This is a genomic window from Thermoactinospora rubra (assembly GCF_002093975.1).
GTDB classification, from domain to species: domain Bacteria; phylum Actinomycetota; class Actinomycetes; order Streptosporangiales; family Streptosporangiaceae; genus Nonomuraea; species Nonomuraea rubra_A.
In genome coordinates, this window is sequence record NZ_KZ084335.1 from 49,632 (window position 1) to 61,119 (window position 11,488).

The 11,488-nt window shown below is 68.0% G+C and carries 13 protein-coding genes; 4 read left to right on the forward strand and 9 right to left on the reverse strand.

Annotated features, from left to right (window positions below):
* The first annotated feature begins 339 nt into the window (after positions 1 to 339).
* Complete coding sequence (locus tag BSB02_RS14615; RefSeq protein ID WP_240506419.1) at positions 340 to 702, forward strand: hypothetical protein; 363 nt, start codon at positions 340 to 342, stop codon at positions 700 to 702.
* Positions 703 to 711: 9 nt separating this feature from the next.
* Here BSB02_RS14615 and BSB02_RS14620 read toward each other — a convergent pair whose 3' ends face one another.
* From BSB02_RS14620 to sodN, 3 genes are all read right to left on the reverse strand, one after another.
* A complete protein-coding gene (locus BSB02_RS14620) occupies positions 712 to 1,491 on the reverse strand; it encodes an RNA polymerase sigma factor SigF (RefSeq protein WP_206184696.1) in 780 nt (259 codons plus the stop codon).
* A gap of 17 nt (positions 1,492 to 1,508) precedes the next feature.
* Complete coding sequence (locus BSB02_RS14625; protein ID WP_084959339.1) at positions 1,509 to 1,946, reverse strand: ATP-binding protein; 438 nt, start codon at positions 1,944 to 1,946, stop codon at positions 1,509 to 1,511.
* Positions 1,947 to 2,098: 152 nt separating this feature from the next.
* Positions 2,099 to 2,500 (reverse strand): superoxide dismutase, Ni, encoded by a 402-nt coding sequence (gene sodN, locus BSB02_RS14630; protein ID WP_084959340.1) that lies wholly within the window; start codon positions 2,498 to 2,500, stop codon positions 2,099 to 2,101.
* 48 nt (positions 2,501 to 2,548) lie between these two features.
* Between sodN and BSB02_RS14635 the strand changes: the two genes are divergently transcribed.
* Entirely contained in the window at positions 2,549 to 2,854 is a 306-nt protein-coding gene (locus BSB02_RS14635) for a S24 family peptidase (protein WP_084959341.1), read from the forward strand.
* A gap of 9 nt (positions 2,855 to 2,863) precedes the next feature.
* Here BSB02_RS14635 and BSB02_RS14640 read toward each other — a convergent pair whose 3' ends face one another.
* Genes BSB02_RS14640 through BSB02_RS14655 form a run of 4 tightly spaced genes read right to left on the reverse strand, consistent with a single transcriptional unit; the run spans position 2,864 to position 5,755 of the window.
* On the reverse strand, positions 2,864 to 3,277 hold the full coding sequence (locus BSB02_RS14640) for a CGNR zinc finger domain-containing protein (RefSeq protein WP_084959342.1): 414 nt from the start codon (positions 3,275 to 3,277) through the stop codon (positions 2,864 to 2,866).
* Between the two features lie 59 nt (positions 3,278 to 3,336).
* A complete protein-coding gene (locus tag BSB02_RS14645; protein ID WP_084959343.1) occupies positions 3,337 to 4,083 on the reverse strand; it encodes an amino acid ABC transporter ATP-binding protein in 747 nt (248 codons plus the stop codon).
* Positions 4,080 to 4,910 (reverse strand): amino acid ABC transporter permease, encoded by an 831-nt coding sequence (locus tag BSB02_RS14650; RefSeq protein WP_084959344.1) that lies wholly within the window; start codon positions 4,908 to 4,910, stop codon positions 4,080 to 4,082. The genes BSB02_RS14645 and BSB02_RS14650 overlap by 4 nt, the downstream gene beginning before the upstream one ends.
* A complete protein-coding gene (locus BSB02_RS14655) occupies positions 4,907 to 5,755 on the reverse strand; it encodes an ABC transporter substrate-binding protein (RefSeq protein WP_240506420.1) in 849 nt (282 codons plus the stop codon). Before BSB02_RS14655 ends, BSB02_RS14650 begins: the two co-directional genes overlap by 4 nt.
* Positions 5,756 to 5,962: 207 nt before the next feature.
* On the opposite strand from BSB02_RS14655, the gene BSB02_RS14660 reads away from it, so the two are divergent.
* A complete protein-coding gene (locus BSB02_RS14660) occupies positions 5,963 to 7,141 on the forward strand; it encodes an NAD(P)-dependent malic enzyme (protein ID WP_084959346.1) in 1,179 nt (392 codons plus the stop codon).
* A gap of 87 nt (positions 7,142 to 7,228) precedes the next feature.
* On the opposite strand, the gene BSB02_RS14665 is transcribed toward BSB02_RS14660, so the two are convergent.
* Positions 7,229 to 7,852 (reverse strand): Uma2 family endonuclease, encoded by a 624-nt coding sequence (locus BSB02_RS14665; protein ID WP_084959427.1) that lies wholly within the window; start codon positions 7,850 to 7,852, stop codon positions 7,229 to 7,231.
* Between the two features lie 131 nt (positions 7,853 to 7,983).
* On the opposite strand from BSB02_RS14665, the gene BSB02_RS14670 reads away from it, so the two are divergent.
* On the forward strand, positions 7,984 to 9,366 hold the full coding sequence (locus BSB02_RS14670; RefSeq protein ID WP_084959347.1) for an NsdA family TPR-like regulatory protein: 1,383 nt from the start codon (positions 7,984 to 7,986) through the stop codon (positions 9,364 to 9,366).
* Positions 9,367 to 9,605: 239 nt separating this feature from the next.
* Here the strand turns inward: BSB02_RS14670 and BSB02_RS14675 are convergent, their stop codons facing one another.
* The gene (locus BSB02_RS14675) at positions 9,606 to 11,096 is read right to left on the reverse strand and encodes a trypsin-like serine peptidase (protein WP_084959348.1); all 1,491 of its coding nucleotides are present in this window, start codon (positions 11,094 to 11,096) and stop codon (positions 9,606 to 9,608) included.
* Between the last annotated feature and the right edge of the window lie 392 nt (positions 11,097 to 11,488).

Sequence of the window (11,488 nt, forward strand, 5' to 3'; positions counted from 1 at the left end):
GAACATTCTGACGCTGGGTACTCGGAATATTGCGTTCTGTGTGCTCATTGCGGGGTGTATGTCGCGTTATCGGTGACTCGCTCGACGATTGACCACGGTGCCACTTCGAGGGGACGCCGTCGCAGCGGGAAGGGGTACGGCGGAGCCCGGCGCAACGAGGACAGCGCCCAGGGTGGGAACCACGGCGATCGCCCAAGAAGACGCCGTAACGGCGGCCGGCCATGCACACCCGGTGAGCGTCACCCTGGACAGGGCCCGGCCCAGTGCGGCGGGTGGGCGCAACCCGGCTCCGCCGTACAGGAAGAAAGAAGAGATATCGTTGCGGGCGTGGAGCGTCCGGTGAGCTTGGTGGTTGCGGCGGTGGTGGTCGCCCTGGAGGGGCTGGTCGCGGCCGGTCTGGGCGTGTGGCTGGCCGTGAGCACGGTGACCGGGCAGGTGCGGGAGGTCACCGCCGCGCTCGCCGAGGCGGTGTTCGGGCTCGGCATCGGCGCGGGCCTGCTGTGGGTGGCGTGGGGCGGGCTGCTGAAGGCCCAGCGGTGGGGGAGGACGCCGGGCGTGCTGGCGCAGATCTTCCTGATCCCCGTGGGCGGCACGGTGCTGCTGGAGTGGCCCGCGGTGGGCGTGCCGATCGTGGCGGCGGCCCTCGTGGGACTGGTCGCCCTGCTGGCGCCGCCGACGACCCGGGCCCTCTACGGCGAGTGACCCCGGGGGTCAGTCCTCCGCCGTGAGCCCCTCGCGCAGCTGCGCCAGGGTCCGCGCCAGCAGGCGGGAGACGTGCATCTGGGAGATGCCCAGCTCGTTGGCGATCTGCGACTGCGTCATGTTGCCGAAGAAGCGCAGCAGCAGGATGCGCTTCTCGCGTGGCGGCAGCCGTTCGAGCAGCGGCTTGAGCGACTCCCGGTATTCGACGCCCTCCAGCGACTCGTCCACGATGCCGAGCGAGTCGGACACGGCCGGGGCGTCGTCGTCGCCGGAGTCGGGCGCGTCGAGCGACACGGTGGAGTAGGCGTTGGCCGACTCCAGGCCCTCGAGCACCTCCTCCTCGGTCATCTTCAGGTACGCGGCCAGCTCGGCGACCGTGGGCGCCCGGCCCTCGCGCTGGGACAGGTCGCTGATGGCCTTGGTCAGGGAGAGCTTGAGCTCCTGCAGGCGGCGCGGGACGCGCACCGCCCAGCCCTTGTCGCGGAAGTGCCGCTTGATCTCGCCGACGATGGTCGGCGTCGCGTAGGTGGAGAACTCCACGCCGCGGTTGAGGTCGAAGCGGTCGATCGACTTGATGAGGCCGATGGTGGCGACCTGGGTGAGGTCGTCGAGCCATTCGCCGCGGTTGCGGAACCGGCGCGCCAGGTATTCGACCAGGGGAAGGTGCAGCTCCACCAGCTCGTCGCGGATGCGCTGGCGACGGGGCTCGTCGGGGCCCAGCTCGGCCAGCTCGGCGAACAGCATGCGGGCGCGCACCCGGTCGGGCACGGCGGGCTCGCTCGTGGCCATGGCTCCAGTCCTTTCCGTCACGCCGGCCTCGCCGTGCCTCGGCGCTTACGCAGGACGATCGCCATGCGGTCGGGGGAGTCGGTCACCGCGTCCACGTCGTCGGCGAGCGCGGTCAGGACCATCCAGGCGAAGTCGTCGCGCTTGGGTGCAGTCGCCCCCACGGTGGCCACCTCCACTCGCACCTGCATCTCCTGCCCGGCCAGCTCGAACTCGGCCAGCAGGTCGGTGCCCGGCACGGCCTCGTTGAGCAGCATCGCGCACGCCTCGTCGACGGCGATGCGCAGGTCCTCGATCTCGTCGAGGGTGAAATCCAGCCGGGCGGCCAGACCCGCGGTGATCATGCGCAGCACGGACAGGTAGGCGCTCGCCGCGGGCAGCCTCGCGCTGACTACGTCGCGGATCGCGCCAGGGCTGTCCCCACTGCCCTCCACGCGCGTCGTGGTGTCCTCGGTCACGTTCCTCCTCGCTGCGGCGCCCGTCTCGGGTGGCGCCGTATAGGTGACGCTGACTGCAACTTACCGCCCCTGGGGTGTCGTTGGCGGAACGAGACGCGCCAGGAGCGGAAAAGCCCCGAGTGGTAAACACCACCCGGGGCCGGTTTGTGCCGCTACGCGGCCTTGGTCTCCCAGAAGATCTTGGCAATCTCGTCGATCTTGGCGAGCAGCTCGTCCGCCTTGGCCACGTCGACCTGGCCCTTGCCGCCGGCGGCGCCGGCCAGCTTGGTGGCCTCCCAGAACAGCTGGTGCAGCTGCGGGTACTGCTCGAGGTGGTTGGGCTTGAAGTAGTCGGTCCAGAGCACCCACAGGTGGTGCTTGACGAGCTCGGCGCGCTGCTCCTTGATGATCAGCGCGCGGGTGCGGAAGACCGGGTCCTCGTTGGCGTTGTACTTCTCCATGATGGCCTTGACCGACTCCGCCTCGATGCGGGCCTGCGCCGGGTCGTAGACGCCGCAGGGCAGGTCGCAGTGGGCCGAGACCACGTGCTTGGGGCGCAACAGTCGTCCGAGCATGGATAAGGTCCTTTCCTCTTGGTCCAGTAACGACCTTACTCTGGGCCCGTGAGGGTTCGTGTGGAAGGGGACTCCATGCGTCCCGCGCTGCATCCAGGGGACTGGTTGCTGGTACGGCGGGGCGCCGCGATCCGGCCCGGGGACATCGTCGTGGCGCGGCTGCCCGGCGACCCCGACCGGCTGATCGTCAAGCGGGCCCAGTGGCGCGGCGAGGACGGCTGGTGGCTGGAGAGCGACAACCAGCGGGCGCCGGGGCGGCGCGACAGCTGGGACTTCGGGCCGGTCAGCGAGGTCGTGGGGCGCGTGGTGCTGCGGTACTGGCCGCTCGTGCGACGGAGCGGGCGAGCGCGATAGGAGGGTTCGTCAGCGGGCGACCTTGCGGCGGGCTCGGTAGGCGGCCACGTTCGCGCGGCTGGCGCAGCGCTCGGAGCAGTAACGGCGCGAGCGGTTGGTCGTGGCGTCGATGAAGGCGTTGCGGCAGGGCGCGGCCTGGCAGCGGCCGAGACGGTCGGGCCCGAGCATGGTGACCAGCACCGCCAGGCCCATGACGGCCTTGGCGAGCTTGTCGTGGTCGTCGGACAGGTGCAGGTGCCAGCGCTCGCCGTCGTGCCCCGAGATGTGGGGGCGCATGGGGGAGTGGGCGAGCAGGGCGTTGAGCCGCGCGACCACGTCCTCCTCGGCGCCCTTCTCGGCCGCGTCGAAAACGGCGCCCAGCTCCTCGTGGCCGCCCTCGTTCACCAGCTCGACCGCCAGCTCGGCGTAAGAGGTGAGCTCCATACGCAACTATTACCCGATGAGCGCCGGTGGGTACGGCCCGGCCGTACCCACCGGCGATGTCAGCGCTCCTCGGGATGCAGGACCCGGCGCAGGAACGTGCGGGTGCGTTCGTGCTTCGGGGCGCCGATGACCTGCGAGGGCGGCCCGTCCTCCACGATCACGCCGCCGTCCATGAACACCACCCGGTCGGCCACCTCGCGGGCGAAGCCCATCTCGTGGGTGACGACCAGCATGGTCATCCCCTCCTCCGCCAGCTTGCGCATGACGGTCAGCACGTCGCCCACGAGCTCGGGGTCCAGCGCCGAGGTCGGCTCGTCGAACAGCATCAGCGCGGGGTTCATGGCCAGCGCCCGGGCGATGGCCACGCGCTGCTGCTGGCCGCCCGACAGCTGCGCCGGATAGGAGTCGCACTTGTCGCCCACGCCGACCTTGGCGAGGTTCTCGCGGGCGACGACCTCGGCCTCCTTCCTGCTCCGCTTCAGCACCCGCTGCTGGGCGATCATGACGTTCTGCAGCGCCGTCATGTGCGGGAACAGGTTGAACTGCTGGAACACCATGCCGATGTGGCGCCGCGCGGCGTCGATGTCGACGTCGGGGTCGGTCAGCTCGCGGCCGTGCACGAAGACCTGGCCCTTGGTCGGCTGCTCCAGGAGGTTCACGCAGCGCAGGAGGGTCGACTTGCCCGACCCCGAGGGGCCGATGACGCAGACGACCTGGCCCGGCTCGACCGTGAAGTCGATGCCCTTGAGCACCTCGTTGTCGCCGAAGTACTTGTGCAGGTCCCTGACCTCGATGGCGTGGGTCATCGGCCGGCTCCCTTGCGTCTTTCCAGCTTGGTGGCCAGGTAGCCGAGGGGGATCGTGACGATCAGGTACGTCAGGCCGGCCACCATGATGGGCGTCGCGTTGGAGTACTGGGAGGCCAGGTCGTTGCCGAACTTCGCCAGCTCGACGAACTCGCCCGACACGCCCAGGAACAGCACCAGCGAGGAGTCCTTGAGCAGGGCCACCAGCTGGTTGGTCGTCGGCGGGATGACGATGCGGACGGCCTGGGGGATGACGACCGTGAACTGCGCCCTGGCCGCCGACATGCCCAGCGATCTGGCCGCCTCCGTCTGCCCCTTCGGCACGGCCTGCAGGCCCGCGCGGAAGACCTCCGCCTGGTAGGCGGTGCCGATCAGCCCGAGGCCCAGGATGCCCTGGCCGTAGGTGCCGCCGGGCACCTCGAAGCCGGGCAGCGCCAGCGGCAGGAAAGTGATCATCAGGAACACCACCAGCGCCGGCAGGCCGCGGAAGATCTCGATGTAGACCGTCGCGATCCACCGGTAGGGGCGCACCTGCGAGATCCGCATGAGGGCCAGGATCAGGCCGAACACGAACGACAGCAGGAAGCCGCCGAGCGTGTAGATGATCGTGTTCTTCAGGGCGATCCTGAACAGATCGGGCAGCGCCTTCTCGGCGACGTCCGGCTTGGCGAAATTGTCGGCCAGGCTGGACCAGTCCGCGTAGAAGACGACGAAGATCGCGGCCGCGGCCAGCACCACGTACTGGACGGTCCTGATGATGCGCTGCTTCTTACGCGGGCTGAGCCGGGCGGGACCCGGCTCAGCCACGGTCGGGCTCGGCGTGGTCATGAACCCAGCTCACCGGGCTTCTTGCCGAACCACTTCACGAAGATCTGGTCGTAGGTGCCGTCCTTCTTGGCCTGCTCGATCGTCTCGTTGATGGTCTTGAGCAGGACCGGGTCGGCGTTCTTCTTCAGGCCGATGCCGTACTGCTCACCGGTGTCGAGGCTGGCGATCATCTCGAACTTCTCGGCGATCTCCGGCTTCTTCAGCCAGGTGAGCACGACCGGCAGGTCCTGGACGATGACGTCCTCCTGGCCGGACTGCAGGGCGAGGAGCTCCTTGGCGGAGTCGGCGTACTCCTTGGGGTTGAAGCCCTGCTTCTTGACGTAGTCCAGGCCGGTGGTGCTGGCCTGGGCGCCCAGCTTGAGGCCCTTGGCCTTGACGTCCTCCAGCGACTTGGCGCCGGTGCCCTTCTTGGCCAGCAGGGCCTGGGTGGCGTCGAAGTACGGCACGGAGAACGTGATGTTCTGCTGGCGCTCCGGGGTGATCGTCATGCCGGCCGCGGCGACGTCGCACTTGCCGGACGCCATCGCCGCGCCACTCTTGATCACCGCGAAGTCGATGTCCACGATCTCCTGGGTGACGCCGAGCTTCTTGGCCACGAGGTCGACGATGTCCACGTCGAAGCCGACGATCTTGCCGCTGGCGTCCTTGAACTGGAACGGCTCGTATGGGATGTTCGTGCAGGTCGTCAGCTTCCCAGGCTTGACCAGCTTGGCGCCGCCCGCGGCGGTCTGTCCCTGCTGGGCGGTGTCCGACCCGCCGCCGGTCGACGACTGGCTGCCACACGCCGTGAGTGCCAGAGCGGCAGTCAGGATCGCTGTGCCGATGGCCATGGTTCGGCGGTTCAAGATGGCCTCCTAGGTGTTTTTCGTGCGGATTTCAGCAGTTTAGGCGTGTCCTGATAGCGGTCTGTCGCCGGGGATTTAACAATGTGTCAACGGAACCGTCTCTGTCCGTATGGCACAATGCTGAAACGGGTGACCCCCGTCCTGTTCGCGAGACGACCACCTCCATCGTCGTAGGTCCCTTCCGTCCGAAGATCTACAGGGGTCGCTGTGGCTGTCACCTCCCTTGAAACTCTCGATCTCGATCCGGCGTTTGCCCTGCACAGGGGCGGCAAGCTGGAGACGAGGTCGACCGTCCCCGTCCGCGACGCGGACGACCTGTCCCTCGCCTACACCCCCGGGGTGGCCCGTGTCTGCACGGCCATCGCCGAGTCGCCGGAGCTCGTCAACGATTACACCTGGGTCTCGAATGTGGTGGCGGTCGTCTCCGACGGCACCGCTGTGCTAGGGCTCGGCGACATCGGACCCGCCGCCGCCATGCCCGTCATGGAGGGCAAGGCGCTGCTGTTCAAGCAGTTCGCCGGCGTCGACTCCGTCCCCATCTGCCTTGACTGCACCGACGTCGACGAGCTGGTGGAGACCGTGGTACGGCTCGCGCCGTCCTTCGGCGGCATCAACCTCGAGGACATCAGCGCCCCCCGCTGCTTCGAGGTCGAGGCCCGGCTCCGGGAGCGGCTCGACATCCCGGTCTTCCACGACGACCAGCACGGCACCGCCATCGTGACGCTGGCCGCGCTCAAGAACGCCGCCCGCCTCACCGGCCGCTCCCTGGCCGACCTGCGCGCGGTCGTCGCGGGCGCGGGCGCCTCGGGCGTCGCGGTCACGCGCATCCTCCTCGAAGCCGGCATCGGCGACATCGCGGTCTCCGACTCCAAGGGCATCCTCCACTCCGGCCGCGAGGGGATGAACGGCTTCAAGGAGGCGCTCGCCCGCGACACCAACCAGGCGGGCTTCACCGGCTCCACCGAGCAGGCCCTGGCCGGCGCGGACGTCTTCATCGGCCTGTCCGGCGCCACCGTCTCGGAGGAGGCGATCGCCTCCATGGCGCCCGACGCGATCGTCTTCGCGCTGTCCAACCCCGAGCCGGAGATCCACCCGTCGGCCGCGCGCAAGCACGCCGCGGTGGTGGCCACCGGCCGCTCGGACTTCCCAAACCAGATCAACAACGTGCTGGCGTTCCCTGGCGTCTTCCGCGGCGCGCTGGACGTCCGGGCCCGGCAGATCACCGAGAACATGAAGGTGGCGGCGGCGAACGCGCTGGCCGCCGTCGTGGGCGACGAACTGTCGGCCGACTACGTCATCCCCAGCCCGTTCGACGTCCGGGTGGCGCCCGCGGTCTCCGAGGCGGTGGCCGCCCAGGCGCGCCTGGACGGCGTGGCGCGCAGGTAATCCGGTAATCCGGCAGTCCCGTAGTCGTCCGGTCGGCTCCGCCGTACGCGATCAGCTTGTACGGCGGAGCCGGCCGGCTTGTTCGCGTCAGAACTCCAGCTGGTCCCAGTCGATGGTGATCGGGATGGGGTTCGTGATGAGGGGCGGCTCGCCCGCCTCGTCCTTCATGAACGTGCCGATGTGCTTGTAGGTCCTCGACACGCGCTCGAGGCGGTAGCGCTCGATTGTCGAGATCCCGGTGGTGTCGAGCCAGACGATCCAGTAGTTCGGGATGCCTGCCTTGGCGTACTCGCCCACCTTGTCCGTGGTGTCCCTGGTCTCGGATGAGGGCGACACGACCTCGATGACCAGAAGTGCGTGTTCGGCCTTGAGCCGCTCGTTTCTGCCGCGGTCCAGGCAACGGTAGAGAACGACGTCCGGACGCAGGTTGAAGAGAGGAACGTCCCGCAGTCGCAGATCGACATCGAAGTCGACTTCCAGGCACGGGTGGCCATGGGCCATCGCGGCCCGCGCGTGCTTCTCCACGAGATCGGCCAACCGGCGCACCGCTCTCTGGTGGTCTCGGCTCGGCGCCTCGCACGAGATGATGAAGCCGTCGATGACCTCGATGCGTCTGCAGACCTCCTCGTCGAGGTTGTCGTAGTCCTCAGCGGTCAGCAAGCACGTCTGCGGCCTGTAGTCACGGAACCAGTCGTTAGACGGCTCGGTCATGGGCGTCTCCACGGTCATGGAATGGCTGTTCCAGCCTAGGACAGGGGGATCGGCTTTTACCGTTAGTCGAAACATCGATTACCCATTGTGCTATAACGGAGACGCTCTGTCAGGGCTCATCGAGGAGAGCGATGGAACGCGAGCCCAACCACCAGCTCAGGCAGTTCATCGCCGACGCGGGCCTGTCGCACAAGGGGCTCGCCAGGCGCCTCAACGACCTGGGCGCCGCCCGGGGCATCCCGGGCCTGAAGTACGACCACAGCTCCGTCCTGCGCTGGATCGGCGGCCAACGCCCGCGCGACCCCGTCCCCGCCCTGCTGGCGGAGATCTTCGCGATGCGCCTCGGCCGGCCGGTGTGTCCCGAGGACTTCGGCATGCCGGCCATCACTGCGCCCCTCCATCTCGGGCAGGAGTTCACGCACACATGGCGGGAGGGGGTAGCGACGGTGACCACACTGTGGCGGGCGGACGTCGAGCGGCGCAGGTTCCTGCTGGACTCGACCTTCGCCATCGGAGCGGGCTCGGTGGGGGCCGTGCGGTGGCTCACCTCGCCCCCCGACAGGCCCCCGGACAGCCGCCCGACCGGCGGCGGCGGCCGCAAGGTCGGCAAGGCCGACATCGCCGCCATTCACGAGGTCACGCGCTCCTTCGGCGAACTCGACAACCGCTTCGGCAGCGGCCGCGTCCGCTCCTCCGTCGTGAAGTACCTCGACTCCGCCGTCGCTCCCTTGCTGCGTGACGGCTCCTACGGCGAGGCCACCGGCCGCGCGCTCGCGGGCGCCGCCGCGGAGCTGACGCGGCTGGCCGGGTGGATGGCCTACGACATGGAGCACCACGGGCTGGCCCAGCGGTACTTCATCCAGGCGCTGCGGCTGGCCCGCGGCGCCGACGACCACGCGCTGGGCAGCGAGATCCTCGCGGGGATGGCGCACCAGGCGATCTACATGGGCCAGCCGGCGCACGCGCTGGACCTGGCCAGGGCCGCGCACCTGTCCGCGAGCCGTTCGGGACACGGGACGTTGGTGGCCGCGGCGTGCGTGCTGGAGGCTCACGCGCATGCGGGGCTGGGCGACGCCCGGGCCTGCGGGGCGGCGCTGAACGAGGCCGAGGACGCCTTTACCGCCCGTGTGGTGGGCGAAGAGCCGGAGTGGCTGGGGTACTTCGACGAGGCGTATCTAGCGGCGAAGTTCGCGCACTGCTTTAGGGACCTGGGCGACGGGGCCCGGTGCGTGTCGTTCGCGCGGCGGTCGCTGGACATGGACGGGCGTTACGTCCGGGGGCGGATGTTCAACCTGTCGCTGCTGTCGGCGGGCCTGGTGGCCTGTGGGGAGCTGGAGGAGGCCTGTACGGCTGCCGCCGACGCCTTCGCGCTGGCGGGGGAGCTGCACTCGGCTCGGACGCGGACATATGCGGCGGATGTGCGCAGGCGGCTGGAGCCGTACCGGGAGGAGCGGCCGGTGCGGGAACTCACCGAACAGGTCGCGGAACAGGCAACGGAGTCCGTCCCGGTGTGACGCCGCTGGTTTGGTCTATGGCATAAGCGAAGGTCCGGCCCTCTCTGCCAAGACCGGACCTTCTTCCCTTCACTGCGATCCCTTTACTGAAGGAGTCCCCTGGGGGTCTATGGGTGACCTTGGGGAGGGTCGCCGGGGAAAGCTTGGAAAAGGCCGAGGGGGCTCGGCGGAAGCCGAGCCCCCTCGGGTGGTGCTGGGTCAGGATGAGGTTTGGACCCTCATCCCGCTGGTGGGGAGGCTCAGGAAGCCGGGCCCGACCAGTTGTTGATGGCCGCCTTGTAGACAGTCGCCGTCTCACCGTCGAAGTACGGCGAGAAGATCGTGTCGTAGCGGTTGTTGCCGTCAACGTCGCCGAACGCAGCGGTGGTGACACCGTTGACGTAGCCGAGACGCTGAGCGTTGCTGTACTTGTACAGCCAGGGGCCGCCGTTGGCGCCCGGGGTGAAGGCGCACTTCAGGGAGACGAGCTCCTCGGCCTTGAGGGCCGAGATCACGTTCGCCTTGGCGCTGGTCTTGCCGTAGCACCACTTCGGCGTGTTGCCCGTGTAGGGCTTGTTGCCGTCGGGGTGCTCGATGCCCGGGTAGCCGAAGACGCGCACGTACTTGCCGGTGGGCTGGTTCCACGCGAAGCCCTGCATGCCCGCGTTGTCACCCAGCTTGCCGACGTTCTTGCCGATGCCCTCGACGATGAAGAAGATCGTCTTGACGTACTTGGTCGCCTTGCCGGGGACGTACCACTTCTGCACGTAGTAGTGCGTGATGGTGTAGTTGCCGACAGCGTCAACCTTCTTCTCGCCCGGGCCCCGGTAGGCGTCGTACTGAGCCTTGGTCACGTACTCGGTGATGGGCTCACCGAACTTGTAACCCTGTCCCTTGCCGATCTTGGCGGCGTCGTAGACGGCCTTGGAAACCTCGACCTTGTCCACCACAGCACCGGGGTGCTCGGGGCCGGCCTCCTCGTCGCTGGAGCCGGGGACGACGTCGCAGAAGTCGGTGGTCGCCGGGTCGAGCTTGCACTTCAGGTACTCGTCCCGGGAAATCTCGACCTGCTTGTCGTACTTGATCCCCTGGTACTTCTTGAACTCCTCGAAGGAGACCTGCTTGTGGGTGCCGGGGCCCACGCCGATGCCGTCGTAGACGGTCACGAACGCGTAGTCGCGGTCGAAGTCCTCGTAGGTGGCGAAGTCGTAGTGGACGTAGGCCTGCTTGCCGACGTAGATGCCGAGCGGGGCCTTGCCCTGGTACGCCATGGGCACGAAGACCCACTTGTCGAGGACTTCCTTGTTGCCGGCCGTGTCGTAGACACAGTGACCGGCGGTGGCGACGAGGTTCTTGTAGTTCGACTGGATGGAGGTCGCCGAGCACCAGCGCAGGTCGCCCTTGGCGTCAACGAAGAAGACCTTGCCGATCGTCTTCGGGATGTTGACGTTGTGGACCTTGGAGGCCGACGGCTTGGGGGCGCCGACCAGGCCGGGCTTGGTGTCGGTGGTGAAGCCGCCCTTCTGGACGAGCTTGTTGACTTCCTTGTAGTCGTAGCGGTAGACGGTCGCGGCCTTCATGGCCGCGCCCTCCGCCTTGGACCAGAACTCGATCGCCTCAGCGACCTTGCTGCTCGGAGTCAGCGGCTTGGTGTCGACGACACCGGAGGCCTGAGCCGTGCTGGCCAGGCCGGCCGCCAGAAGGCCGGAGGCGAGCAGGGCGCCACCGGCCGGGAGGAGGATGCGCTTCAAGGTAACTCCTTGCGCTGTCGTGGAACGCCTCTTGCGTCCCATGCGTCAGTAAAGGGATGCCACGAAACATACAGCGCGGATCTTGGAAACAGGAAGCCGCTTCGGCAGGAAAAGGTGGGGCATGTCGGAGCGTGACCGTTTCGTGATGTTTAAATGGGCGCAGAGTGCCTACGTGGCTAAGGAGGCAAGGGCGGCGTTTGGGCTGATCACCATAAGGATGGTGTCAGTGGTGCCAGTGTGACTGCAGCGAACCCGTGACGATGCGTGACGCTCGAGTGTGATACACATCACATTCATCCGATGGCACCAGATCGGCCTCCGACGCGTCCAAAGGCCAGCAAAAAACCACCCAGAACGCCCGAAGGGGCCCGGTGAGAACCGGGCCCCTTCGG